Origin of the sequence: Caulobacter sp. DWP3-1-3b2, assembly GCF_049896325.1 — a bacterium.
Taxonomy (GTDB): domain Bacteria; phylum Pseudomonadota; class Alphaproteobacteria; order Caulobacterales; family Caulobacteraceae; genus Caulobacter.
This window is the reverse complement of record NZ_JAFCUB010000005.1, coordinates 197223-220910: the sequence shown is the minus strand read 5'-3', so window position 1 is coordinate 220910 and position 23688 is coordinate 197223. Positions and strand designations below refer to the sequence as shown.

At 66.6% G+C, this 23688-nt stretch carries 23 protein-coding genes and 1 pseudogene; 13 read left to right on the top strand and 11 right to left on the bottom strand.

The annotated features are described in order from the left end of the window. Positions 1–219 precede the first annotated feature (219 nt). The 4 genes from ACP7AG_RS06050 to ACP7AG_RS06035 all read right to left on the bottom strand — a co-directional run bounded on the left by ACP7AG_RS06050 (position 220) and on the right by ACP7AG_RS06035 (position 4124). A complete protein-coding gene (locus tag ACP7AG_RS06050; protein WP_426030153.1) occupies positions 220–708 on the bottom strand; it encodes a CPBP family glutamic-type intramembrane protease in 489 nt (162 codons plus the stop codon). Continuing rightward, positions 705–1298 carry a hypothetical protein gene (locus tag ACP7AG_RS06045; protein ID WP_426030152.1) on the bottom strand — a complete coding sequence of 198 codons (594 nt, stop codon included), beginning with the start codon at positions 1296–1298 and terminating at the stop codon, positions 705–707. Before ACP7AG_RS06045 ends, ACP7AG_RS06050 begins: the two co-directional genes overlap by 4 nt. Before the next feature lie 41 nt (positions 1299–1339). Next, complete coding sequence (locus ACP7AG_RS06040) at positions 1340–2449, bottom strand: Rieske 2Fe-2S domain-containing protein (protein ID WP_426030151.1); 1110 nt, start codon at positions 2447–2449, stop codon at positions 1340–1342. A 202-nt stretch (positions 2450–2651) separates the two neighbouring features. Continuing rightward, entirely contained in the window at positions 2652–4124 is a 1473-nt protein-coding gene (locus tag ACP7AG_RS06035) for a M20 family peptidase (RefSeq protein WP_426030150.1), read from the bottom strand. A gap of 226 nt (positions 4125–4350) precedes the next feature. Here ACP7AG_RS06035 and ACP7AG_RS06030 point away from each other — a divergent pair, with 226 nt between their 5' ends. Beyond that, positions 4351–5316, top strand: coding sequence for an NAD-dependent epimerase/dehydratase family protein (locus tag ACP7AG_RS06030; RefSeq protein ID WP_426030149.1), 966 nt, complete (start codon positions 4351–4353; stop codon positions 5314–5316). Between the two features lie 96 nt (positions 5317–5412). Here ACP7AG_RS06030 and ccrA read toward each other — a convergent pair whose 3' ends face one another. Continuing rightward, positions 5413–6699 (bottom strand): crotonyl-CoA carboxylase/reductase, encoded by a 1287-nt coding sequence (ccrA, locus tag ACP7AG_RS06025; RefSeq protein WP_426009316.1) that lies wholly within the window; start codon positions 6697–6699, stop codon positions 5413–5415. A 354-nt stretch (positions 6700–7053) separates the two neighbouring features. On the opposite strand from ccrA, the gene ACP7AG_RS06020 reads away from it, so the two are divergent. Beyond that, the gene (locus tag ACP7AG_RS06020) at positions 7054–7794 is read left to right on the top strand and encodes an enoyl-CoA hydratase/isomerase family protein (protein ID WP_426030148.1); all 741 of its coding nucleotides are present in this window, start codon (positions 7054–7056) and stop codon (positions 7792–7794) included. A 45-nt stretch (positions 7795–7839) separates the two neighbouring features. Here the strand turns inward: ACP7AG_RS06020 and ACP7AG_RS06015 are convergent, their stop codons facing one another. Then, complete coding sequence (locus tag ACP7AG_RS06015) at positions 7840–9372, bottom strand: response regulator (RefSeq protein ID WP_426030147.1); 1533 nt, start codon at positions 9370–9372, stop codon at positions 7840–7842. Positions 9373–9549: 177 nt separating this feature from the next. Beyond that, complete coding sequence (locus ACP7AG_RS06010) at positions 9550–12378, bottom strand: TonB-dependent receptor (protein ID WP_426009302.1); 2829 nt, start codon at positions 12376–12378, stop codon at positions 9550–9552. 459 nt (positions 12379–12837) lie between these two features. Here ACP7AG_RS06010 and queC point away from each other — a divergent pair, with 459 nt between their 5' ends. The 6 genes and pseudogenes from queC to ACP7AG_RS05980 all read left to right on the top strand — a co-directional run bounded on the left by queC (position 12838) and on the right by ACP7AG_RS05980 (position 16539). Continuing rightward, positions 12838–13632: a 7-cyano-7-deazaguanine synthase QueC gene (gene queC, locus ACP7AG_RS06005; protein ID WP_426009300.1), complete on the top strand. Its 795-nt coding sequence runs from the start codon at positions 12838–12840 to the stop codon at positions 13630–13632. Between the two features lie 268 nt (positions 13633–13900). Further along, positions 13901–14533 (top strand): 7-carboxy-7-deazaguanine synthase, encoded by a 633-nt coding sequence (queE, locus tag ACP7AG_RS06000; RefSeq protein ID WP_426030146.1) that lies wholly within the window; start codon positions 13901–13903, stop codon positions 14531–14533. Positions 14534–14607: 74 nt separating this feature from the next. Next, entirely contained in the window at positions 14608–14973 is a 366-nt protein-coding gene (locus ACP7AG_RS05995) for a 6-pyruvoyl trahydropterin synthase family protein (RefSeq protein WP_426030145.1), read from the top strand. Positions 14974–15069: 96 nt separating this feature from the next. Next, positions 15070–15429, top strand: a pseudogene (locus ACP7AG_RS05990) (YciI family protein); the annotation flags it as partial. Between the two features lie 130 nt (positions 15430–15559). Further along, positions 15560–16006, top strand: coding sequence for an antitoxin Xre/MbcA/ParS toxin-binding domain-containing protein (locus tag ACP7AG_RS05985; protein ID WP_426030144.1), 447 nt, complete (start codon positions 15560–15562; stop codon positions 16004–16006). Next, positions 16003–16539 (top strand): RES family NAD+ phosphorylase, encoded by a 537-nt coding sequence (locus ACP7AG_RS05980; protein WP_426030143.1) that lies wholly within the window; start codon positions 16003–16005, stop codon positions 16537–16539. Before ACP7AG_RS05985 ends, ACP7AG_RS05980 begins: the two co-directional genes overlap by 4 nt. Before the next feature lie 30 nt (positions 16540–16569). On the opposite strand, the gene ACP7AG_RS05975 is transcribed toward ACP7AG_RS05980, so the two are convergent. Next, positions 16570–16797 carry a hypothetical protein gene (locus ACP7AG_RS05975; RefSeq protein ID WP_426030142.1) on the bottom strand — a complete coding sequence of 76 codons (228 nt, stop codon included), beginning with the start codon at positions 16795–16797 and terminating at the stop codon, positions 16570–16572. Positions 16798–16897: 100 nt separating this feature from the next. Further along, a complete protein-coding gene (locus ACP7AG_RS05970; RefSeq protein WP_426030141.1) occupies positions 16898–17146 on the bottom strand; it encodes a hypothetical protein in 249 nt (82 codons plus the stop codon). Between the two features lie 196 nt (positions 17147–17342). On the opposite strand from ACP7AG_RS05970, the gene ACP7AG_RS05965 reads away from it, so the two are divergent. Then, complete coding sequence (locus ACP7AG_RS05965) at positions 17343–17561, top strand: hypothetical protein (protein ID WP_426030140.1); 219 nt, start codon at positions 17343–17345, stop codon at positions 17559–17561. A gap of 100 nt (positions 17562–17661) precedes the next feature. Here ACP7AG_RS05965 and aroC read toward each other — a convergent pair whose 3' ends face one another. Further along, positions 17662–18783, bottom strand: coding sequence for a chorismate synthase (aroC, locus tag ACP7AG_RS05960; protein WP_426030139.1), 1122 nt, complete (start codon positions 18781–18783; stop codon positions 17662–17664). 186 nt (positions 18784–18969) lie between these two features. Here aroC and ACP7AG_RS05955 point away from each other — a divergent pair, with 186 nt between their 5' ends. Continuing rightward, complete coding sequence (locus ACP7AG_RS05955) at positions 18970–19422, top strand: hypothetical protein (protein ID WP_426009272.1); 453 nt, start codon at positions 18970–18972, stop codon at positions 19420–19422. Positions 19423–19482: 60 nt separating this feature from the next. Here the strand turns inward: ACP7AG_RS05955 and ACP7AG_RS05950 are convergent, their stop codons facing one another. Further along, complete coding sequence (locus ACP7AG_RS05950; RefSeq protein ID WP_426030138.1) at positions 19483–20853, bottom strand: pectate lyase; 1371 nt, start codon at positions 20851–20853, stop codon at positions 19483–19485. A 442-nt stretch (positions 20854–21295) separates the two neighbouring features. On the opposite strand from ACP7AG_RS05950, the gene ACP7AG_RS05945 reads away from it, so the two are divergent. The 3 genes from ACP7AG_RS05945 (at position 21296) to rplL (ending at position 23682) form a co-directional block, all read left to right on the top strand. Beyond that, positions 21296–22393, top strand: a complete 1098-nt coding sequence (locus ACP7AG_RS05945; protein ID WP_426030136.1) for a methyl-accepting chemotaxis protein — start codon at positions 21296–21298, stop codon at positions 22391–22393. 344 nt (positions 22394–22737) lie between these two features. Further along, on the top strand, positions 22738–23256 hold the full coding sequence (gene rplJ / locus ACP7AG_RS05940; RefSeq protein WP_426030135.1) for a 50S ribosomal protein L10: 519 nt from the start codon (positions 22738–22740) through the stop codon (positions 23254–23256). A 45-nt stretch (positions 23257–23301) separates the two neighbouring features. After that, positions 23302–23682, top strand: coding sequence for a 50S ribosomal protein L7/L12 (rplL, locus tag ACP7AG_RS05935; protein WP_426009262.1), 381 nt, complete (start codon positions 23302–23304; stop codon positions 23680–23682). Positions 23683–23688 lie beyond the last annotated feature (6 nt).

The following is a 23688-nucleotide window of genomic DNA, read 5'->3' as shown; positions in this document are numbered from 1 at the left end:
TCACGACGCCGGGCAAGCTCACACCGCTCCTCAAGCGTGAGGTGATCATAGGCTTGTCCCATCGCAACACCTCGGTCAGAGAGTGTTGCACTTCGTTTGTGAACTCAGGGGACCCAAGCCGAGATTGGGGTTCCGCTCGGACAGGACGGCCCGCGCCGCTTGGGTCCCGACTTTCGTCGGGATGAGCGGAGAGAGGGGGCCTGGTGAGCGATGAAGACCCTACAGCCGCACGCCGCCCAACCAAGTCTGCCACAGTATCACGAACCCGCCGTGCAGGATCACCGCCGGCCATAGCGAGCCGGTCCGCCAGCGCATCACGGCGCAGGCCAAGCCCAGGATCGCCGTACAAACGAGGAAGTCCGCTCGCAGGAACATCGTCGCCCGGGGCAGGAAGGTCAGCGCCTCCAGCGGGTGCCAAGCGACATAGAGCGCAGTCGAGATCGTGATCGCCGGCCAAGGCCGCTTGGCCTCCGGTCCGGGGACCAGCAACCCGCGAAACGGGATCTCCTCTCCCAGGGCGGGCACGAACAGCACGGTCAGCAGCCGCAGCGGCAGGCCGGGAACGGCGGGGGTCAGGGTATAGAGGCCGGTGGTGAAGCCGATGGCGGCCATCAGGGCGGCGGTCGCCAGGCCGATCAGCCCGCACAGCGCCCAGCCGCGCGCGGTGGGCAGGGTGGTTAGGGATCGAAGAACACCGCGGATGGTCATCGACCGCCGCGCGGCGTCCCCGTAGGGCGCGACACGACAAAGATGACTAGCGCGATTAGCGCGCCCGCTCCCGTGATCCAAGGCCAGGTGAAGGTCATCCTGCCGGATGTAAAGGCGATAGCGAACCCTATGATTCCGATGAAGGCGGCAAGGTTCGGCAGCCGTTTCGTCCTTGGCTGACGCTCGCGCGGCGGCGCCACGATCGGCCTACGATCGGCCCCGCGATTGACGCGCTGGACCAGCCGGATGAGTGGGAGCAGGCCAAAGACAAGCAGAGCCACGAACAGGCCCACTGGCGCCAACAGCACGGAGGCGATGATTACGTTATTGCGCAGGAGGCTGGCGGGCCAGATTCCGAGGGCGGCATTTATCAGGACGAACTCAACGAGCGCGATGGCTAGGATTCCGACCACCGTCAAAAGAAAAATTTGCCATAGTACAGGCTTGGCCTTGCGATGGGCCGCCACATAGGCATCGCGTTCCTCGGTCGAGAAGAGCGCCCCGCCCCGCCGCGTGAAGACGATGTAACCGCCCGGATGAGGTTCAAACCTAGCACCGAACGCTCGGTGCTGATCGTCTTGTGCCCGCATGCGGATCCTCACAGCCAAGCCATGAAACTAGCCGCATGCCCCTAGGTCCGCCACCGCAGCGTCGTCTCTTCCACCGGGTTCTGGAACGGCCGGCGCTCGCGGTGGGCCGCCGCCCATTCGCGCTTGAGCTGGTGGTACCAGCGGCCCTGCTGGTCGGCGTCGCCCACCCACATCAGGGCGGGGTTGTCGCGCAGGCCGCGGGTCTGGGCGGCGACGATCTTGCCGTCCTGGCGCAGGAAGGTCCGGGCGGCCAGGCGGATCACCGGATAGAGCAGGGTGAAGGCCGGGTGGTCGGACCAGATGATCTGGTTCATCCGGGTCTTGCCAGCGTTGATCGGGGTCATGGCCGACAGGGCCAGCACCTGCTTGTCGCCGACCTTCACGTGCTCCCAGCGCAGGCCCGGCAGGCGGAAGGTGATCTCGGTCAGGGGCTCGCCGCCGAGGATGGCATAGGCCTTGGAGTTCTTGCTTGGCTCGTGGCGCACCATGGTGAAGCCGGCCTCGCTGGGGGCGAACTTCTTGTGCTTCTCGTGTTGGCTGGCGGTGGTGCGCCACCACCACTGCTGGTGCACGAACGGGCCGTGGGCCGGGTCGATCAGGCCCAGCACCGCGTGGTCGATATGGATGTCGTAGTCCAGGTGATCGACCAGCTTGGGCTTGCCGCCGACGATCCCGGGGATCACCGGGGGCGAGCAGGGCGGCTGGCCGTCAAAATGGACGTCGCCCGACATCCAGATCCACACCAGGCCCTGGCTCTCGACCAGCGGATATTTCCGCACCCGCACCTTGCTGATGTCGAGCGGGTTGTCGGCGGTCAGCGACGGGATCTTGGCGCAGCCGCCATCGGTGTGGAACCGCCAGCCGTGATAGGGGCATTCGACCGTCTCGCGGCCGTCATCCTCGGTCCGCACCTTGCCGGCCGACAGCTTGGCGGCGCGGTGCGGGCAGACATCGCGCAGGGCATAGACCTCGCCACCCTTGGTGCGGCCGATGACCACCGGCTCGCCGAGATATTCGCGGCTTTCCATCTTGCCGGGCTTCAGCTCGGGCGACAGGGCCGCGAGGTACCAGGCGTCCATCACGAAGCCTTCGCCGAATTTCACGGCTTTCGAAGCTGGCCGCGCGGCCTGCATTTGCGCATCGTCAGCCATGTGTAGCGTCGTCCGACTGTGCAGCCTGTTCACGCAAAATCCGACCCCGCGCGAGGCGGTCCCCGGATCGGATCTCACGGCAAGCTATTCCCAAGGGCGCAATAGGCCCCATCACGACGCTGGCGTCCAGAGCGGCGCGGTGTCGCTGCGTGTGAACAATCGGCGACAGTTGCGACCCTCTCCCCTCCGGGAGAGAGCTATTTTACCTCGCCGCCGTCTCGACCAGCCGCTGATAGAACCGCACCATCCGCTCCACATTGGCCAGGGTCATGTGCTCGTTGGTGCCGTGGATCATCTCGGTGTCCTTCACCGATAGCAGCAGCGGCTGGAAGCGGTAGATGTCGTCGGCGATGGGGCCCATGTAACGGCTGTCGCTGGCGGCGGTCATCAGGGCCGGCGCGACGGGAGCCTTGCTCTCGTCGGCAGCCAGGGCCGACAGGGTCTTCCAGCCTTCGGACGACGTGGACGACACCTTGCTCGGCTCGTCCGGCGTCTTGACCCAGGCCAGCTTGACCGGCAGGTCGCCGACCGCGCGCTTGGCCCGCGCCATGACGTCGGCCGAGGTGTCGCCGGGGGCGATGCGGTAATTGATCCAGGCCTCGGCGTCCTGCGGCAGAACGTTTTCCTTGGGCGAGCCCTTAAGCATGGTCGGGGCGATGGTGGTGTGCAGCATGGCCGCGCCGGCGGGTGTACGAGACGTCTCTTTCACCAGAAAAGGCGAGAACAGCCAGGTGTTTGCGGCCGCCATCTTGACGGTCGGCGAGGCGTGCGGGGCCAGGCTTTTGAGCATGTCGGCGCCGGGGCCGGAGAACCTCATCGGGAAAGGCTTGTCGGCGATGGCCAGCACCGCCTTGGCCAGGGTGGCGACCCCGGTCTGGGGCGGCGGGGCCGAGGAGTGGCCGCCGACGGCGGGCGCGGTGACGGTCAGGGTCGCGTAGCCCTTCTCGGCCAGGGCGATCAGGGCCACCGGGGCGTGGGTGACCGGGTGGTCGGCGACCACCACCATGCCCTCGTCGAGCACGAACTGCGCCTTGACGCCGCGCGCCTTGAGCAGGGCCGCCGCCGCGCGGGCGCCGCCGCCGCGCACCTCCTCGTCATGGCCGCTGACCAGGATCACCGTTCTACGCGGCGTGAAGCCGGCCTTGGCCAGGCCGTCCAGGGCCTCGAACAGGGTGACCAGCGAGCCCTTGTCGTCGATCGAGCCCCGGCCCCAGACCGCGCCGTCAGCGACCGCGCCGTCGAACGGGGGATGGGTCCAGGCGCCCTCGCTGCCCGGCGTCACCGGCACCACGTCCTGGTGGGCCATCAGCACGATCGGCGGCAGGGCCGGTTCGGTTCCTTTCCAGGTGTAGACCAGGGCGTGGCCGTCGACGACCTCGCGGGTCATCACCCGGTGGGCGTCGGGATAGGTCGCCTGCAGCCAGGCGTGCAGCCTGTCCCATTCGGCCGGTTGGTCTTCCGCCTTGTCCTGGTGGCTGACGGTCTGGAAGCGCACGGCCTCACCCAGATGCTGGGCGGCCATGGCCACGTCGACCGGGCGGGGGGGCGCCAGGCGGACGCTCGACAGATCGACCGCCGCCGGGGCCTTGAAGGTGGCGGTGCGCACGGCCACCACCCCGGCCACGACCAGCACCGCGCCCACGGCGGTCAACGCCGCCTTGCTCTTCCAGCCCATGTTTCACTCCCCCGAACACTTGTTGGGGCTGACTGTGCGACGGGTTCCAGCGGTTGCCAATCACCGAATGGGATTGGGGACATGCCCATGGGCATGTCCCCAGCCGGATCCGCCCACGCTCATCCGGAACAGGCTTCAAGACGCCGGCGCAAGCGGCGGCCGATTTGCCTTGAACCCGTGGCTCGCGCATAGGCTGGCGGCGCTGGCAGAGGAGTTCGCGATTGGCATGAGCGTCCTGGTCCTGGGGGGAACAGGTTTCATCGGCGGGCCGCTGGTCGCGCGGCTGCTGGCCGACGGCGTCGAGACCGTGGTGGTTCATCACGGGCGCCGCGCCGTATCGGCCGGCGCGCGCTCGCTGGTGCTCGATCGCGGCGACACGGCCGCCGTGCTGGCGGCCGTGCGCGAGATCGGCGCGACCACGGTCATCGACCTGCTGGCCTACACGGCGGCCGACACCTTGCCGCTGCTCGACGCCCTGGTCGGCCAGGTCGAGCGCTACGTGATGGCCAGCTCGATCGACGTCTACGCCAACTACGAAGGCCTGCACCGCAAGGGTCGGCCGAGCCCGATCTGGGACCGTTTGACCGAGGACGGGGCCTTGCGCGCCTCGCGCCACCCCTACCGCCTGGCCAAGCCCCGCCCGGCCAGCGACCCCCAGGCCTGGATGGACGACTACGACAAGATCCCTCTTGAAGAGGCGGCTCGCGCCGCTGCGGGGCTCGAAGCGACCATCCTGCGCCTGCCGATGGTGTTTGGACCCGGCGACCGCCAGCGGCGGTTTTCCTGGGCGATCCGGCCGATGGTCCAGGGCCGGGCGCGGTTCAACATCACCCACCCCTGGGCGGCCTGGCGGGCGACCTTCGGCTATGTCGACGACGTGGCGGCGGGGATCGCCCTGGCCGCCGTCCACCCGAGGGCCGGCGGCCAGACCTACAACCTGGGCCGCGCCAACACCCCGACCAACCTGGCCTGGGCCGCGACCTTCGCCGAACACCTGGGCTGGCCGGGCGAGGTGGAGCTGGTCCATCCCGACGTCGCCCGCGGCGCCCTGGCGGCGGCCGTGGCGGGGCTGGACCTGAGCTACCCACTGTTCATCGACAACGCCAAGATTCGGCGGCGGCTGGGATTTTCGGAGGTCACCGATTTCGACGAGGCCCTGGCCCGAACGGTGGCCGACGAGTTGGGGCGGTAGGGGGTCAGTCCGCCCGGGGACATGCACTTGTTCGTGTCCCCAAACGCCGCTGGGCCTGTGGGGACACGCGCAAGTGCATGTCCCCGACCCTTGCCCTCACAGCCCCTCGCTGATCTCCACCACTTCCTCGAAGGTCCGCAGGCCCGGCCGCTGGGCGCAGACCAGCACCGCCATGTTGCCGGGCAGGTGCTGGTTGGCCAGCATCTTCTCGTGGGCGGCGGGGATGTCTTCCCAGGGGAAGACTTCCGACAGGCAGGGATCGACCCGGCGGTCGATGACCAGCTGGTTGGCGGCGCTGGCCTGCATCAGATTGGCGAAGTGGCTGCCCTGGACGCGTTTCTGGCGCATCCACAGGAAGCGGGCGTCCATGGTCAGGTTGAAGCCGCTGGTGCCGGCGCAGATGGCGACCATGCCGCCGCGCTTGACCACGAACACCGAGACCGGGAAGGTCGACTCGCCTGGGTGTTCGAACACCAGGTCGACGTCCTTCTTGCCGGTGATCTGCCACAGCGCCTTACCGAACTTGCGGCTCTCGGCCATGTAGTCGTTGAACTCGGGGCCGTTGACGGTGGGCAGCTGGCCCCAGCAGTTAAATTCCTTGCGGTTCAGCACCGCCTTGGCGCCCATCGACAACACGAAGTCGCGCTTTTCATCGTCGCTGACCACGCCGATGGCGTTGGCGCCAACGACGGCGGCCAACTGCACGGCGAACACCCCCAGCCCGCCGGAAGCGCCCCAGACCAGCACGTTCTGGCCGGGCTTCAGCTCATGCGGCGTGTGGCCAAACAGCATGCGATAGGCGGTGGCCAGGGTCAGGGTGTAGCAGGCCGCCTCTTCCCAGGTCAGGTGCTTGGGGCGCGGCATCAACTGGCGCGACTGCACCCGGCAGAACTGGGCGAAGCTGCCGTCCGGGGTCTCGTAGCCCCAGATCCGCTGGCTGGTCGAGAACATCGGGTCACCGCCGTTGCACTCCTCGTCGTCGCCGTCGTCCTGGTTACAATGGACGACCACCTCGTCGCCGAGCTTCCAGCGCTTGACCTTCTTGCCCACCGCCCAGACGATGCCCGAGGCGTCGGAGCCGGCGATGTGGTAGGGCTGCTTGTGGCCGTCCAGCGGGCTGATCGGCTCGCCAAGGGCGGCCCACACGCCGTTGTAATTGACGCCGGCCGCCATCACCAGAACCAGCACCTCGTCCTCGCCGATCTCCCAGGTGGGCACGACCTCGACCTGCATGGCCTGGGTCGGCTTGCCATGGCGCTCCTTGCGGATGCTCCAGGCGTACATGGTTTTCGGCACATGGTAGGCCGGCGGGATCTCGCCGATCTCGTACAGGTCTTTCAGCGCGGTCTTTTCACCGGCCTCGTCTAGCGTCGCGGTCGTCATGTCACTCCCCGTTCTTCGGCGCTGCAACACAACGCTCAACTAGCTCTCTGCGCTCCGTGGATCGTTCCGCGCGGGTCATTCGCTGCGTCGATCCCTCGTTTTGGGCTCCGTAGCGGAGGTTTCCACCCGGCAGGGCCCTAAGCTGTGACAACTGTTTAAATCTGGCAAGCGGAAAGTTGTTGCGATGCAGCATGGTTGCGCGTGAAACGATAGGTTCTTGTCCCGCCTCTCCCAAACGGCTGTCATCCCGGATCTTCGCGCTGCGCGCTCGTCAAAGATGACAAACCGACTTGAAGGGTTGGGAAGGGAGCGAGGCGCTTTCCAAACCCGCCCCCGTCCGCCACGGTCGCACCCATGAGCGCCACGATCCACGTCAGCCGCCCCACCGGCTCCATCCTGCTGGTCGAGCTGGACGCCCCGCCAGCCAACGCCCTGGGCCTGCGGGTCCGAGCCGAACTGGTTAGAATCCTCGATGAGATCGCCGCCACCGACGACGTCCGCGCGGTGGTGCTGACCGGCCGGGGCGGGGTGTTCTGCGCCGGTGATGATCTGCGCGAGGCCTCGGCGCGCCAGGGTCCCGAGGCGCTGGAGGCGGTGCAGGACTTCAACCGGTTGATGGACAGGGTCGAGGCCGTGCGCGCGCCAGTGATCGCCGCCATCGACGGTTGGTGTTTCGGCGGCGGGCTGGAACTGGCCCTGGCCTGCGACATCCGGCTGGCCAGCGACCGGGCTGTGTTCGCGGCGTCTGGCGTCAATATCGGGCTGATGGCCTCGGTCGTGCGCCTGCCCCGGCTGATCGGCGTGGCGCGAGCCAAGGTCCACCTGCTCACGGGCGCCCAGTTCGGCCCCGAGCGGGCCCTGACCGACGGCCTGGTCAACGCCGTCCACGCCCCCGACCGCCTGCTGCCCGAAGCCTTCCGCCTGGCCGAATGGATCGCCTCGCGCGCGCCCCTGGCGGTGGAGGCGACCAAGCGGGTGGTCGACGGCCGGTCCTATGTCGAGGAGGAGCTGCCGGCTCTGGTGGCCAGCGCCGACCACCGAGAAGCGGTGGCGGCGTTCATGGCCAAGCGCGCGGCGGTGTTTCGGCGGGGGTAGGGTGGCCGGGTTGAGCTCCGGGTGGGCGGAGGAAGGCCAAGGCTCCTAAGCCGCCGCCTCGGCCGCCGCTCCCTCGTCCTCGCCGCCGAGCAGCTTGCTGAGCACCACGGCCAGCCGCTCCGGCTTGATCGGCTTTTCCACCACGTCCTGCATGCCGGCGGCGATGTAGGTGGCGACGTCGGAGGGGTCGGCGTTGGCAGTCAGGGCGACGATCGGGGCGCTGCCGGCCCGGCCGGGCAGGTCGCGGATGGCGCGGGTGGCGGCGACGCCGTCCATGCGCGGCATCTTGATGTCCATCAGGATCAGGTCGAACCGACCGCTGCGCGCGGCCTCGACGGCCTCGACCCCATCGACCACCTGTTCTGAAGTGCAGTCGAACATCTCGCACAGGGCCTCGGCGACCATGCGGTTGGTGGCGTTGTCGTCAACGATCAGGATGTGGGCCGAGCGTGCGTCCATCGTCGGCTCGTCGTGGGTGTCGAGCGCCAGCCAGGCTTCGGGAACGACGATCGCGAAGTGCAGGGTCAGGCCACAGCCGGTGTTGGCCTCGGTCTTCAGCGAGCCGCCCATGGTGCGGGTCAGGCCATGGGCCAGGGCCATCCCCACGCCCAAGGCCAGTTCGCTGCGGTCCTCGATGCGGTCTGCGCCCAATGGGTCGAACACCCGGGCCAGGCGCTCCTGGGGCGAGCCGCTGGTGTTGTCGCGCACACGGCCTTCCAGCCGCAGGCCACCCTCGACGGGGCGGGCCTTGAGGCTGGCCTCGATGACGCCGCGGCCGCTGGCCAGGGCGCTGTCGATCAGGGCGTCAAAGATCTGCAGCACCCGGTCGGCGTCGATCAGGGCGGTGGTTTCGGGGGCGCCGTCATAGGAGAACAGCAGGGTGCTACCGCACTGCGACGCGCGGGCGCTCCAGCGGGCCCCGACGGCGTCCGAAAGGTCGCGCAGCAGGGTCGGGGCGGGATTGAGCACCAGGCCGCCGACATTGGCGCGGCGCAGATCCATGGCCCGGCTCAGCACGCCGCTCATATCGCGGCTGGTTTCGCCGATGGCGCGGACATAGGCGCTGGCGTCGGGCGTCAGGCGCGTTTGCTCAAGCCGCTCGGTGAAGGCCATCACGCCTTCCAGATGATGGCTGATATCGGCGGCCATGCGCTCGACCAGGGCCATGGCCTCGCCGGCTTCGCGGTCCTTGCGGCGGTGCGAGGCGACCAACGAGGTCAGGCCGCCGACGCCGATATAGCCCCCGGCCTGATCGACGCCGATATAGGCGCTGCGGAACACGGGGATGGCGCTCTGGGCGATGCGCTCGACGAAGGCGCTGGCCTCGATGGACGCCTCGACCAGGCGCGGTTCGCGGTCCATCACCTCACGCACCGGACGGGCGTTGAGGGCGTCGGCGGCGACGGACATCTGACCCAGCAGCACGTCGCGATAGACCAGGCCCACGGGCCTGCCTCCTTCGACCACGGCCAGGGCGGCGGCGTGCGACTCGGCGAGGAAGATCGCCAGGACGTCCGCGCACGGGGTCTGGGGGGCGATCGGAGCTCGGCGGTCAATAAAGCGAGCGAGCGTGTCCATGCAGCCGTTCGGGCAGGCGTCTATCGGGGATCGCATCATCACCCGCTGGGCGTTGCGGAGTCGTGAATGGACCAAGATTTGATATGGCGGGCCATGCCAAAAGGGCGGCGGATCACTCCGCCGCCCTCCTGGTCGATGTTGCAGCCCCGCGAGGGGCCGCTTTTTTGACGCGCTTGACTAGAACGACTTCTGGATGCTGACGCCGTAGGTGCGCGGCTCCAGGGTGATCAGGTTGGTGAACAGGCCCGAGCTGTCGTCGGTGGTGTAGGCGTCGGTGATCGGGGTGTCGTCCATCAGGTTCTTGACGTAGGCGTCAAACTGCAGACCCCATTCCGGCTTCTCGACCTTGAGGGTGATGTTGGCGTTCTCCCACGACTTCAGACCGTCATAGGCGGTGTTGTAGACGCGGGTGAACTGCTTGCTCTGGCGGTAATAGTCGCCGCGCAGGGTGGCCGACCAGCCGCCCGAGAAGTCCCAGGTATATTGAGCGCCGACCGAGGTGGTCCAGTGCGGCGAGTTGGGCAGATCGTTGCCGCTCAGGTTGGCCGTCGTGCCTTCGATCGAATAGCCCGCGCCGTAGTTGTAGAGGCCGGTGGCGTTGGCCAGGAAGGCCGCCGTGCCCGCAGGCAGGCCCGCGCCGCCCGCAGCGGCGGGGGTCGCCAGGAAGCCCTGGAAGACCGCCGCGCCGCCGCAAGCGAACGGAACGGTCGCCCCGGCCCCGGCGGCGATCAGGGTCGCCACGCCAGCGGTGGTGAGCACGCAGTTGGATCCGACGGCGGCGTTCGGCAGGCCGGGGCCCGCCTTGACCAGGGTGTAGGCCGGGTTGCTCTGGGTGCGGTTCATGGTGTCGATCGACGACACGCCGTCGGCGATCTTGGTGTGCAGATAGCCGATATTGGCGTTGAGCTTCAGATTGTGGATCGGCGACCAGACCGATTCCAGTTCCAGCCCGTAGACCGTGGCGTCGATGTTCTCGTTGACCGAGGTGCGGTTGACGATCTTGGAGATCTGGTAGCCCTTGTAGTCGTAGTAGAAGCCCGTGGCGTTCAGCATCACGCTGCCGCCGGCCAGGGTGTTCTTCGACCCGATTTCGTAGGCGTTGACGAATTCAGGATCGAACTGCGCCTTGACGCTGGCCGAGCCGGTGGCCGCCGGCGGGTTGGAGCCGCCGCCCTTGTAGCCCTTGGAATAGAAGGCGTAGAGCAGGTTATCGTCGGTGAGCTTGTAGTCGAAACCGAAGCGGCCGGTCAGCTCGTCGAAGACCGACTTTGCCGTCGGGGTCGTCGTGCTCTGCTTGAGGCCGATGCCCGGCGACAGCAGCACGGTGTCGAACACGTCCAGGCGCTTGTCGTCGTGGGTGCGGCGCAGGCCCAGGGTGAACTTCAGCTTCTCGTTGGCCTGCCAATACAGTTCGCCGAACAAGGCGTTCGACTTCAGGTGATAGGGCGAGCGGTTGTCATAATAGTTGTGGCCGCTGCCGTCCGGCGTGGCGTTCGGGTCGATGCCGATACAGTTGGTCGGCAGGGTCACGGGGTTGCAGTTGGGATTACCGGTCCTCTGGAAGTTCAGCGCCAGGGCCGACAGGGTCAGCGAGTTGCCGATCACATAGTAGTCGGTGGTGGTCTTATAGTCGAAATAGATGCCGCCGATGTTGAAGTTCAGCGGACCGTCAAATGCCGACTGCAGCCGGAATTCCTGGCTGAACTGCTTGGAGTCGCCCGAGGACACGTCCAGGGTGGTGAACTTGTTGGTCGTGCCGACCTGCGGGTCGGCGAAGACGCCGCCCGGCGTCAACGGCGTGTTGTTGAACGGCACCGTCGACACGTTCCGGTTGTAGTCTAGCTTCGTATAGACATTGCCCTTGCTGTACGAGGTCATGGCCGTGAAGGTCAGCTTGTCGCTCAGGTCATAGGCTAAATTGAATTGGTAGATGTCCGACTTTGATTGGTAGATCGGGTCGAACAGCGTCTCGATTTCGCGAAGGCTTCGGCTGGCGGTGTCGCCGGCGTTGGTGTCGCCGCTGGTGAAGCCGAAGATATTGCCCAGCTCACCGGTCAGGGTGCCCGAGGTGTTGACCGTGCCATAGGCGCTGTTGCCGTACAGCGAGGCGGGCAGGCAGCCCTGGGTCAGGAAGGCGCGGGCCGCGCCGGTGGGCACGCCGCCGACCGTGGCCGGGCCGTTGTCCTTGGTGCAGAGCTGCTTGCCGACGCGGGCGCGGCTGTCGTCCTCGTTGAAGTGCTCCCACATGAAGTTGGTGCGCAGGCTGTCGACCGGGTTGAACATCACCGAGACCCGGGTCGAATACAGATCCCGGTCATCGACCTTGTGGTTGTTGAAGGTGTTGGTGACGAAACCGTCGCGCTTGAGGTAGGCGCCGGCCGCCCGGATCGCCAGCTTGTCGCCGAAGATCGGCAGGTTGATCATGCCGCGCACCTTCTGGGTGCCGAAATTGCCGACCTCGGCCCGGATATTGGCCTCGAATTCGTCGGTGGGCTTGGCTGTGATGATGTTGACCACGCCGCCGGTGGCGTTGCGGCCATACAGCGTGCCTTGCGGGCCGCGCAGCACTTCGACGCGCTCCACGTCGAAGAACTCGGCGTCGAACAGGTTGCCCGACTGCAGGGGGGCGTTGTTCTCGTGAACGCCGACGCCGCCGTCGGTCGAGACGCCGACCGCCTTGTTGCCGATGCCGCGGATGGCGAAGTTGAAGGTGTTGGTGAAGTTGCCCTTGGCGAAGGTGACGTTGGGGATCGCCTGCTGAAGGTTGGGCCCGCCGTCGATCTTCTGCGCTTCGAGGCTGTCCTGGCTGAAGGCGGACACCGCGATCGGCACGTCCTGCAGGGCCTCCTCCTTCTTCTGGGCGGTGACGACCAGCTCTTCCAGCACGTTGCCGCCGGCTTGCGGCGCGGTCTGAGCGAAGGCTGGGGCGGCGGTGGCGACGGCGGCCAGCACGGTCATGGATGCGCCCATGGCCAACAGGCTCCGTATACGCAGAGATTGCGACATTCTAATTCCCTCCCTGGACGTCGCGGATCCTTATGGCGGACCCTGCTGACATCTCGTTGTTTCCTCGGCGCCGCACTTTCATCGACTACGCGGGCGTACGGCCGACCCCTCGCAGCATAAGGGGATTGCATACTTGGGAACTTGGGCTGTCAACCGGTCTTGGCGTAAGTAATCAGCGATAGGTTACACCTTTTCACTTTACCTAGGGTCACATTCACCTGACAGGGGTAAGTTTTCACCGGATTTAGAAAAACCGGTCCGGCGCGTGACGTAGCGTCAAGCGTGGTTTCAGGTCGGGAAACCTTGATCGCCTCTGGGGGCGTGCTTTGAGCATAGTGTCCTATTCGCGCCGAAGGTACAGCTAGAATGTCGTTGTTCCTGAAGATGCCAGCCGGTTGTGGCGTGCGGGACCGGTCTGGACCGTTTCGGGCTGCTCCCGCCTCGTGCTACAGACGGCCGATGTCCACCATCTCCTACTCCACCATCGCGGGCGATCCCGCGCGCGCCAAGACCGCCCTGGTGCTGTTCTCGGGCGGCCAGGACAGCAGCGTCTGCCTGGCCTGGGCGCTGGGACGCTACGACCGCGTCGAGACCGTCGGCTTCGACTATGGCCAGCGCCATGTCATCGAGATGGAGGCGCGCGTCGACGTGCGTCACCAGATCGCCACGCGCTTCCCCCAGTGGGCCGATCGCCTGGGCGAGGACCATGTGCTGGACCTCAAGGGCTTTGGCGCGGTGGCCCAAAGCGCCTTGACCGCCGATGTCGCCATCGAGATGACCGAGCGCGGCCTGCCGTCGACCTTCGTGCCCGGCCGCAATCTGGTGTTCCTGATCTACGCCGCCGCCCTGGCCGACCGCCGGGGCCTGGGCGCCTTGGTGGGCGGCATGTGCGAGACCGACTTCTCCGGCTATCCCGACTGTCGCCGCGACACGCTGGACGCCATGCAACTGGCGCTGAATCTGGGCATGGACCGCGACTTCAGCGTCGAGACACCGCTGATGAAGCTGACCAAGGCGCAGACCTGGGCCCTGGCCAAGACCCTGGGTGGCGAGGCGCTTGTCGACCTGATCGTGGTCGAGAGCCATACCTGCTACCAGGGCGAACGCGGCGAACTGCATGCCTGGGGTCATGGGTGCGGCGAATGCCCGGCCTGCGACCTTCGCCAGAAGGGCTATGAAGAATGGGACGCGGGCGGGCGGATCCCTCTTCCTTCTCCCCTTGCGGGAGAAGATGGCGGCGAAGCCGTCGGATGAGGGGTCTCTCAAACCTCTCCGCCCCGTCGTTCAGCATTTCGCGACTGAACCGACCTTCAACCCCTCACCCGACCCGCTTCGCGGACCACCCTCTCCCGCAAGGCCCGACCCGCTTCGCGGGCCACCCTCTCCCGCAAGGCCCGACCCGCTTCGCGGACCACCCTCTCCCGCAAGGCCCAACCCGCTTCGCGGGCCACCCTCTCCCGCAAGGCCCAACCCGCTTCGCGGGCCACCCTCTCCCGCAAGGGGAGAGGGAAGGGCGTTCGTCATGACCTACAGCGTCAAGGAAATCTTCCTCACCTTGCAGGGCGAGGGCGGCCAGGCGGGCAAGGCGGCGGTGTTTTGCCGGTTCGCCGGCTGCAACCTGTGGACCGGCCGTGAACAGGACCGCCACAAGGCCATCTGCACCTTTTGTGACACCGACTTCGTCGGCACGGACGGCGAGGGCGGCGGCAAGTTCGCCACGCCCGAGGCTCTGGTCGCGGCGGTGGAAGCGGCCTGGACCGGCGGCCCCGACGACCGCCTGGTGGTCTGCACGGGCGGCGAGCCGCTGCTACAGCTGGACAGCCGGCTGATCGACGCCTTCCATGCCCGCAGGTTCATGATCGCCGTCGAGACCAATGGCACCGTCGAGGCGCCCACGGGGATCGATTGGGTGTGCGTCAGCCCCAAGGCCGACGCGCCGGTCGTCCAGACCTCGGGCCAGGAACTGAAGCTGGTCTACCCCCAGGACAAGGCGCTTCCCGAGCGCTTCGCGGCCCTGAATTTCGAGCGCTTCTACCTCCAGCCGATGGACGGCCCCGACCGCGAGCGGAACACGCACTTGGCCGTCGCCTATTGCCTTTCCCACCCTCTATGGCGTTTAAGCGTCCAGACACACAAATATCTCGGCCTGCCCTGACGGATAAGGCGCTCGACCTGGTGACAGGGTCGGGTCGCTAGAGCCTCCCAGGCCTTGTCAAAAGAAGTACCTGTATGAGCCCCGTCTTCGAGATCACGAAGGCCGCGCATTTTGATGCGGCCCACTATATCGAGCAAGGTCCCGCCGACCATCGCTACCGCAAGCTGCACGGCCACTCGTTCAAGGTCGAGGCCAGCGTGCGCGGCGCGATGCAGGAGGCCGGCTGGGTGGCCGACCTCGACGGCCTGGACAGCGCCCTGAAGGCTGTGGCCGCCGAGCTGGACCACGGCCTGCTCAACGATCGCCCGGGGCTGGAAAGTCCGACACTTGAGCGCCTGTGCCTCTATTTCGCCGAGCGCCTGACGCCGCGGTTTCCCGGCCTGTCGCGCGTGGTGATCTCGCGCCCGACCATCGGCGAGAGCTGCGCGCTGGTGCTGTAAAAGTGTTGGTTTGAAGCTGGTTGAGAACGCCGGTCTTCCAACGCGCGGCGCCTTGCCCTATCCCTGGCGTCCAATGACGCTAGGGAATGGTCGCGAATGCTCTACATGCTGCTGTGCTACAACAACGAAGCAGAGGTCATGGGCTGGACGCCGCAGGAGGACGCCGCCGTGATGGGCCGCCTCACCGTCGTCCACGACAAGCTGGTCGCCGAGGGCAAGCTGGGTCCTTCCGGCCGCCTGCAGGCCACGGGCAGCGCCAGGACCCTGATGAAGGGCGACGCGCCTTTCGTGGTCGACGGCCCGTTCGCCGAGACCAAGGAGCAGTTCCTGGGCTTCTACGTCATCGACGTCGCCGACATGGACGCCGCCCTGGACGTTGGCCGTCAACTGGGCGAGGCCAATCCCAACGGGGCCTACGAGGTGCGGCCGATGCGGTTGTTCCTGCCAGGCGGGGTGGTCGGGGGTGTGAGCTCGGCCGTGACGACGGCCTCCCACCGCGGCGCTCAAGCCTCGACGGGATCGCTTGAAGACGATCCCGCTCGGGTTCATATTGCGTCTCACGTGAGATCGGCTGCGGAGAGTCATCGTGACGACCAATCTTGACCCGGTTTCGAAGGTGCTCGGCATCACCGCGCCGGGTCCGTTCAGGCTGATGTCGGCGGTGGAAAAAGGGCTGCCGCTCACCTCGCTGGATCGTGTCGCTCATTTCCTGGCGCCGTCCGACAACAAGTTCGCCTTCCGGATCATTGCCCGGGCGACCCTGGCGCGCCGCCGAAGGGCCTTCGCCACAGCTAAGGATCGCGCCGAGAGCCGGCTGTCGGTCGAAGAGGGCGCGCGCCTGGCCCGGCTGGCCGGCGTCTGGGCGATGGCGGTCGAGGTCTGGGGTGGGGAGGAGGAGGCGCGCCGGTTCATGTTCGAGGCGCACCCGCTCATGCACGGGCGGCGGCCGATTGATGTCGTGCTCGAAAGCGAACTGGGCCGGCCGATCGTGGAAGGCGTCCTGGGCCGTCTGCAATACGGATCGGCTGTGTGAGCGGGCAGGTCCTGGACCGCGTCCTCACGGCCTATCGGATTGGCGATCCGGCGGGCGATTATCCGATCTTCGACTCGACGGGTTCCAAGCTTTGGCCGGGGCGCTGGAACACCAGTCTCAGCCCGATGATCTATACAAGCGAACACTACAGCGCCGCGATGCTGGAAAAACTCGTCCATGGCGCCGGGCGCATGCCCCCCAACCAGCACTGGATCAGCATCACGATCCCGTCGGGGGTGTCCTACGAGATGTTTTCAACCGCTCACCACCCTGGCTGGGAGGCCGAGGACTGCATCGTTTCCAAGACCTATGGCGAAGCATGGTGGCGGTCGAAACGGTCTCTGTTGCTGATCGTGCCGAGCGTCGTCGCCCGGATGGAGCGGAATATCCTGATCAACGACAACCATCCCGAGGCGCATGGGATCATCCATGACCTGCACCAGCCGATCTGGTGGGACGGCCGCCTTTTTTCGCCGCTCGCCGGCGTTTCGCCCCCACCAACCGCGTCCCCGAAACGGCGCGCCAAGCCATAGCTGAAACGTCCATCCTGGGCTTTGGCCAGCTTAGCGCCGCGCCTTCTTCCATTCCTTGTATTCCCGCTTCTCCCGATCCTTCTTGCTCTCACCGGGGATGACGGCCTTGCCAGTCCCGACCACGACCTTGCCGGCGGTTCCGACCACGGCCCCGGTTGCCCCCACCACCGCGCCGCCGGCCGCGGCGACCAGGCATCCCTGGGCGCTCAGCGCGATGGCGGTCAGGGACAGGGCGAGGAGAAAGGAACGCGGGGTCATGAGAACGCTCACAGGGAAATTGAGGGCCGCCTTCTAGCGCGGCGCGCTCGCACCGTCGCCGTGTCGGATGGCCGCTATGTGTCCATCATCGTCGGAGGCGCTAATATTGACCGTCCACGGCCCCCGGGTTCGCCAGAACGCCGATACGGCCCCTTGAACCCGGCTCGGGGCGACGCCGCCGGTCCGGACCGAAATAGTTCTCGCAGCGGATCAACGGGCGGGGATGCTCGATGATCAGGTTGATGGGGTCGATCACCCCGCGCGCCGTCACCGGCTTGGCTAGCAACTCGTTGACCCCCGCGTCGCGCGCCTCGGCCACCCGGCGCATCGTGGAGTGGCCGGTGATCATGATCACCGGGGCAGAGGCCGGCCTGGTGTCTGACGGCAGACGTGAAATGGCTGATCTAGCGCTCACAAGAGTCCAGCGCGCCGGCTTCCCGAGGTTATACTTAACGACAATTTGCCTTGATTACTTTTTGTCAACGAGAAAATAGGAACGAGTCGCGCCGCCGAATAGTTGTGTGGGAGAAGGAATTTGTATCGACATGACTTCTCGGGACGATCTCATCAAGCGCGAAGCTCTGGAGCTGTGGAGCCAGATTCACGATGCGCCGGCTCCCGACCTCAGTGGCGCTGAACTGCTTGAGCTGCTCTGTCGAGATCTTGACTTTCAGGCTTATGACCGCGTCCAGTCGCCCTTCCTGCGGCGGACCATGATGATCCGGCCCGAGGAATGGCCGGAAGCGCGCAAGGGAGAGGGCTAGAGCATTTCGCGACCCGACTGCGTCAGGCCGTGAGCTCTAATCTTTTGTTTTGACGCATTTTTCTTCACACGAACCGGAACCACTTCGCTCGAAAAATGCTCTAGACCCGTCCTTCGCCACCGGGAACAAACGCCCCGCCGCCCGTCTGGGCCCGATGGCGCAGGAAGGCGTCGGCCAGCACGCAAGCCGTCATCGCCTCGACCACCGGCACGCCTCGGATGCCCACGCAAGGGTCGTGGCGGCCCTTGGTGCGCAGATCCACCTCGTTGCCGTTTTCGTCAAGGCTCTGGCGAAGGGTCAGGATCGACGAGGTTGGCTTGAAGGCCACGCGCGCCACCACGGGCTGACCCGTCGACAGGCCGCCCAACACGCCGCCGGCGTGGTTGGACAGGAACATCGGGCCGTCATGGCCCATCCGCATCTCGTCGGCGTTTTCCTCGCCCGACAAGGCGGCCGAGGCGAAGCCCTCGCCGATCTCCACGCCCTTGGCGGCGTTGATCGACATCAGGGCTGCGGCCATCTCGGCGTCCAGCTTGCCGTACAGCGGCGCGCCCCAGCCGGCCGGCACGCCCGTGGCCTCGACCTCGACGACGGCGCCGGTCGAGGACCCAGCCTTGCGGATGGCCTCCAGATGCTCTTCCCAGACGGGGATGATGGCGGCGTCGGGCGCCCAATAGGGGTTCTCGTCGGTCTGGCTCCAGTCCCAGTTGGCGCGGTCGACCTTGTGCGGCCCGATCTGCACCAGGGCGGCGCGCACCGTGACGCCGGGGATCACCAGCCGGGCGATCGCGCCGGCCGCCACCCGCGCGGCGGTCTCGCGCGCCGAGCTGCGCCCGCCGCCGCGATAGTCGCGCACGCCGTACTTGGCGAAATAGGGATAGTCGGCATGACCCGGCCGGAAGGCCTGGGCGATCTCGCCATAGTCCTTGGAGCGCTGGTCGGTGTTGTCGATCATCAGGCTGATCGGCGTGCCGGTGGTGCGCTGCCCGTCGGTGCGGGCGTCCTCGAACACCCCCGACAGGATGCGCACGGCGTCCGGCTCCTGGCGCTGGGTGACGAACTTGCCATTGCCGGGCCGGCGCTTGTCGAGGAAGGCCTGGATCTGCTCGGCGCTGATCGCGATGCCGGGCGGCACGCCATCGACCACGCAGCCCAGGGCCGGGCCGTGGCTTTCGCCCCAGGTGGTGACGCGGAACAGGTGGCCGAAGGTGTTGTGCGACATGGGCGGGGGTTTAGCGGAAAGCGGGCAGGGGGGCAAAGCCAAGCGGAATCCGCTCGCTTCACCTTGGAGTAGAGTGAATGAAAAAAACCCTTGGGGATTGCACGAAGCTTGACCCGAAGATACTGTCGCTGGGCGTCGATCAAGGTGACCGGGCGGGGGCCCGGCCCCAATAGGGATGGAACCAAGATGAGCAGCGGCATAGCAAACTTCAGCGGCGAATGCGGCGAGTGCACCAGCGGCTACTTCACCGCAACCTGCACCGGCGGCATGCAGGTGGGCCAGTCGGCCACCGTGAACGGCAATTCGCCCCAGGCCTGCGTCGTGGCCAATGATGGGGGAACGGTCTTCGCCATCGACCTTCAGACCATCGCCGGCATCTACGACTATCAGGTGCGGGTGGACGCCCAGGGTCCGAGCGGCGCTTTCAGCGGCTCGATGTATCTGGCGTTCGAGGACCAGACGGGCGACATCTACTATCTCAGCGTCTTCTCCTCGACCCGCGAATGGCACGAGGTGTCGTACAACAGCAGCTCGCCGGCCCTCGTGAAAATCTATTGGAGCGACTATTCCTTCACCGTGGGCAGCGGCGACGCCGCCAAGGCCAAGCCGGCCTACAAGGTCGAGAGCGCCATCGCCTAGTTCAGGTTCGAGTCTGACCGGTGGGGGGCGCGCCCTCCACCGGTTTTCGCCGCGCGAGGATCAGGGCGGCGAGACGGCGCCCCGGCGGGCCGCCGCGTCGGCCAGGTAGAGCTCGAGGTTGGTCCAGCCCGACCCGGTCTTGGCCAGAGCCGCCCCGTCGGCCTGGGTCGGATTGAGGCCATGGGCCTTTTCCCAGTCGTCCGGCATGCCATCGCCATCGGTGTCGACCGCCGCGACGCCGGTCGGCAGCGCCGGCCAGCCGCCGACCTGGGCCTGGCTGTCGATCTGCTTGCCGGTCTTGTCGCGCACGCCCGCCACGACCCGGGCGTCGACGCTGTCGCGATAGACCGAGGCGCCCGCATCCTTCAGCACCCGCGCGTAGGCGCTCGCCGCCGGATCGGGCGCCACCGGCGCGACCTCGATCGGTCCCGCCTGGCGATAGCCCGGGGCCTGCAGTCCATCGACCAGGCTCCACGGATCGGCGGGGACCACGCCGTTCATGCTGTTGCCGGCGAACCAGGCCTTGGCCAGGCTGTTGCTCTCGTTGAAGGCGATGGGTTTCCCACTGTCGGGCCCCATCACATAGCTGTTGTCGATGAAGCTGTAGGCCGCCAGGGCCGCCTTGTCGGCGTCGTAGCCGGCATGGCTCTTGCCCCAGTTGTAAAAGACGTTGGAACGGAACTCGAAGAACGCGCCGACCGGATCCTTGTCCGGCCCCTCGTAGTTGCCGGGACGCGGCATGCGGGCCAGGTGGTTGGCCCACAGATTATGGTGGAAGCTGATCTTGGCGCCGGCGCCGCCCCGGATCAGGCTGCCATAGCCGTGGTCGCCCTTGGCGTGGATCGAGTGGCGGAGGCTTTCAGCGATGATCGACCACTGGACGGTCAGGTCATAAAAGCCCTGGCCCTCTTCGTCGTAGCGGGCGCTGGCCGACAGGGTCTCATCGACCGACCAACTGGCGGAAACGTGGTCGAGAATGATCCTGCGGCCCTTGTTGATCCAGATGGCGTCACCTTCCGTCTTGCTCTCGTCGCCCAGGCGCGAGCGGAGGAAGCGGATCACCACGTCGTCGGCGGCGACGATCAGGGTCTGGTCGCGCAGGGTGATCCCGCCGCCCGGCGCGGTCTGGCCGGCGATCGTGATGTTGGGCTGGCTGATCTTCAGCGGAGTCCTGAGCGCGATCGTGCCGGCCACCTCGAACACCACGGTGCGCGGGCCCTTGGCCTCGATCGCGGCGCGCAGGGATCCAGGTCCAGTGTCGTCCAGATTGGTGACCTTGATCACCGCCCCGCCCCGTCCGCCGGCCGACAGCCGTCCGGCCCCCTCGGCGCCAGGGAAGGCAAGGATTTCGCGGGGGGCGGCCTGCGCGGCGGTGACGGCGGCGGCTAGAGCCATGGCGGCTAGGGCGGCGGCCAGTGCGGTGCGGATCATCGTGGTTTCCCCTCCTTCAATTCCGCTCATCCTGACGAAAGTCGGGACCCAAGCCGAGCTTGAAGGGTCTCTCGAGCCAACCCCGCTGGCGCCGCTTGGGTCCCGACCTTCGTCAGGATGAGCGGAGAGAGAGGGGGCTTGAATGCCTCCATTATCGCGTGTCCCCGAAATCCTGTCCACCGGTGTCATCGCCAACACCCAACGCTTTTCGCGGGTTTTCATGACAGCGTTCGCCACAATCTTGGTTATCGCCTAGGCGGACACGGACAGGCCCTGCCGCGAAGTCGGGCATTCCCGGGTGATCCTGACGGTCGCGGGCCGAAAACGCGCGACCCATCGTCCGGCCCCATCCCCTGAACCTGACCCTGGTGTCATCCTCGCTTGTCTGGCGAGCGATTCGGCTATTCCGGGTCCCGCCGCCGGTTTCGGGGGAAGCTCATCCATGTCAGGTGAAGACGCCAGCCTCCGCCCGGAACGCATCCTGGAACTGTCCGAGCGCCTCAGCGCCGTGGCGGGCGAGAAGATCGGCGAGATCGCCTATGTCAACCGTTCGGCCAAGATGCTGGCGATCAACGCCCTGATCGTCGCCGCCCGCGCCGGCGAGGCTGGTCGCGGCTTCGCGATCGTGGCCGAAGAGTTCAAGACCATCTCCACCCAGATCGACGTGGTGGCCGCCGCCCTGGAAAGCCAGGTGCGCGCCGACCTCAACGAGTTGACCAAGATCGGCGGGGCGATCCTGGGCCGTCTGCGCGGCCAGCGCCTGGCCGATCTGGCCCTCAACGCCATCGAGATCATCGACCGCAACCTCTATGAGCGCACCTGCGACGTGCGCTGGTGGGCCACCGACAGCGCCGTGGTCGATTGCGTCGCCGCCCCGTCGCGCGAAGCCTCCAGCTATGCCAGCCAGCGGCTGAAGGTGATCCTCGACGCCTACACGGTCTATCTCGACCTGTGGGTCGCCGACGCGACCGGCAAGGTCGTGGCCAGCGGCCGCCCCGACAGGTACCCGGCCGCCAAGACCCTGTCGGTGGCCGACGCCGCCTGGTTCAAGGACGCCCTGCGCACCCAGTCGGGCGATGACTTCACCATCTGCGACATCGCGCGGGTCAGGGCGCTGAACGACGCCCCTGTCGCCACCTACGCCACCGCCATCCGGGCCGGCGGCCAGGCCAATGGCAAGGTGATCGGCGTGCTCGGCGTGCATTTCGACTGGAAGCCCCAGGCCCAGGCCATCGTCGACGGCGTGCGCCTGACCGACGACGAACGCGCTCGCTCAAGGGTCATGCTGCTGGACCAGAACCACCGGGTGCTGGCCTCCTCCGACGGCAAGGGCGTGCTGGAGGAAACCTTCAAGCTCGACACCACCAGCGGCGACATGGGCAGCTATGCCGAGGGCGCCCGCACGGTCGGTTACGCCCTGACGCCAGGGTATGAGACCTATAGGGGCATGGGTTGGTACGGCTGCCTGGTCCAGACCGCGCAAGCCGATAAGCCGGCGGCGACGTTTCGTAGCCCCGTGATCCCAGGCAAGGCGGCTTAGGTCAAAGACCCTGCTCCCACCAGGGAAAGCGGGGGATGCTGCCTGTTGATCTTCCACGCCAAACCGTCTATACGCCGCCCCTTCTCCGTCGGGCTCGCCCGGCGAAGACCTGTTTGTGAACAGCGGGGCGTGGGGTCACCAGCGCCATAATCGAGGAAGAGCCCTTCCTCGCCGTCGGGAGACAGGGATGGACAAGACCACGCCATGCTCGCCTTCGGGATGAGACGCGCGGCTGACTTTCCTTGGAACAGGCTGATGCAACTCGCGTGCGGGAGCGATCCCTCATGCGTCGAGCATTCGGCTGCCGGAATAGTCCGGCCGCTGTCATTGAGTAGGAGACCGCAATGGACCGCGCTCAAAAGCAGGAGTCGATCGAATCGCTGAAAAGCGTTTTCGAAGGCGCCGGCGCTGTCGTCGTGACCCACTACATGGGCATGACCGTTGCGGAAATGACTGAACTGCGTAGCCGCCTCCGCAAGGAATCGGCCACGCTCCAGGTGGTGAAGAACACCCTCGTCCAGAAGGCCCTGAACGGCTCGATCGGTGAAGAGGGCGCCGCCCTGTTCACGGGTCCGGTCGCCATCGCCTTCGGCAAGGATCCTGTCTCCGCCGCCAAGATCGTCACCCAGTACGCCAAGGAAAACGAGAAGCTCAAGCTTGTCGGCGGCATTCTGGGCCAGACGACGGTTCTGGACGAAACGGCCGTGCGCGCTCTCGCCACGCTGCCGTCGCTCGACCAGATCCGTGGCAAGCTTATCGGCCTCATCCAGGCTCCGGCGACCAAGATCGCTGGCGTCCTGCAGGCTCCGGCTGGCCAACTGGCGCGCGTCTTCAACGCCTATGCGACCAAAGACGCCGCGTAACGGTCATCTCCGCACAAATCCCCTCATTCTCTAAGGAAATTGAACATGTCGAAGCTCGAAAAGCTGGTTGAAGAACTGTCCACCCTGTCGGTCCTCGAAGCCGCTGATCTGTCGAAGCTGCTGGAAGAAAAGTGGGGCGTCTCGGCCGCCGCTCCGGTCGCCGCCGCTGGCCCCGCCGCCGCCGCTGGCCCGGTCGAAGAAGCCGAAGTGCAAACCGAGTTCACCGTTGTCCTGACCGCCGGTGGCGAGAAGAAGATCAACGTGATCAAGGAAGTCCGCGGCGTCCGTCCGGACCTCGGCCTGAAGGAAGCCAAGGACCTGGTCGAAGGCGCTCCGCAGAACATCGTCGAAAACGTCTCCAAGCAAGTCGCCGACGAAGTCGCCAAGAAGCTGACCGAAGCCGGCGCCACCGTCGTCGTGAAGTAATTCACG

Bases quoted from the DNA above. Each gene is read 5' to 3' on its own strand.
- ACP7AG_RS05975 (WP_426030142.1), bottom strand. From the start codon at position 16,797: ATGACCCCGCGTTCCTTTCTCCTCGCCCTGTCCCTGACCGCCATCGCG.
- ACP7AG_RS05965 (WP_426030140.1), top strand. From the start codon at position 17,343: ATGACTTCTCGGGACGATCTCATCAAGCGCGAAGCTCTGGAGCTGTGG.
- ccrA (WP_426009316.1), bottom strand. From the start codon at position 6,699: ATGACGACCGCGACGCTAGACGAGGCCGGTGAAAAGACCGCGCTGAAA.
- ACP7AG_RS06015 (WP_426030147.1), bottom strand. From the start codon at position 9,372: ATGGACACGCTCGCTCGCTTTATTGACCGCCGAGCTCCGATCGCCCCC.
- ACP7AG_RS05945 (WP_426030136.1), top strand. From the start codon at position 21,296: ATGTCAGGTGAAGACGCCAGCCTCCGCCCGGAACGCATCCTGGAACTG.
- ACP7AG_RS05970 (WP_426030141.1), bottom strand. From the start codon at position 17,146: ATGATCACCGGCCACTCCACGATGCGCCGGGTGGCCGAGGCGCGCGAC.
- ACP7AG_RS06030 (WP_426030149.1), top strand. From the start codon at position 4,351: ATGAGCGTCCTGGTCCTGGGGGGAACAGGTTTCATCGGCGGGCCGCTG.
- ACP7AG_RS06020 (WP_426030148.1), top strand. From the start codon at position 7,054: ATGAGCGCCACGATCCACGTCAGCCGCCCCACCGGCTCCATCCTGCTG.
- rplL (WP_426009262.1), top strand. From the start codon at position 23,302: ATGTCGAAGCTCGAAAAGCTGGTTGAAGAACTGTCCACCCTGTCGGTC.
- aroC (WP_426030139.1), bottom strand. From the start codon at position 18,783: ATGTCGCACAACACCTTCGGCCACCTGTTCCGCGTCACCACCTGGGGC.
- ACP7AG_RS06050 (WP_426030153.1), bottom strand. From the start codon at position 708: ATGACCATCCGCGGTGTTCTTCGATCCCTAACCACCCTGCCCACCGCG.
- ACP7AG_RS06010 (WP_426009302.1), bottom strand. From the start codon at position 12,378: ATGTCGCAATCTCTGCGTATACGGAGCCTGTTGGCCATGGGCGCATCC.
- ACP7AG_RS05955 (WP_426009272.1), top strand. From the start codon at position 18,970: ATGAGCAGCGGCATAGCAAACTTCAGCGGCGAATGCGGCGAGTGCACC.
- ACP7AG_RS05950 (WP_426030138.1), bottom strand. From the start codon at position 20,853: ATGATCCGCACCGCACTGGCCGCCGCCCTAGCCGCCATGGCTCTAGCC.
- ACP7AG_RS06040 (WP_426030151.1), bottom strand. From the start codon at position 2,449: ATGGCTGACGATGCGCAAATGCAGGCCGCGCGGCCAGCTTCGAAAGCC.
- ACP7AG_RS05995 (WP_426030145.1), top strand. From the start codon at position 14,608: ATGAGCCCCGTCTTCGAGATCACGAAGGCCGCGCATTTTGATGCGGCC.
- ACP7AG_RS06045 (WP_426030152.1), bottom strand. From the start codon at position 1,298: ATGCGGGCACAAGACGATCAGCACCGAGCGTTCGGTGCTAGGTTTGAA.
- ACP7AG_RS06035 (WP_426030150.1), bottom strand. From the start codon at position 4,124: ATGGGCTGGAAGAGCAAGGCGGCGTTGACCGCCGTGGGCGCGGTGCTG.
- rplJ (WP_426030135.1), top strand. From the start codon at position 22,738: ATGGACCGCGCTCAAAAGCAGGAGTCGATCGAATCGCTGAAAAGCGTT.
- queC (WP_426009300.1), top strand. From the start codon at position 12,838: ATGTCCACCATCTCCTACTCCACCATCGCGGGCGATCCCGCGCGCGCC.
- queE (WP_426030146.1), top strand. From the start codon at position 13,901: ATGACCTACAGCGTCAAGGAAATCTTCCTCACCTTGCAGGGCGAGGGC.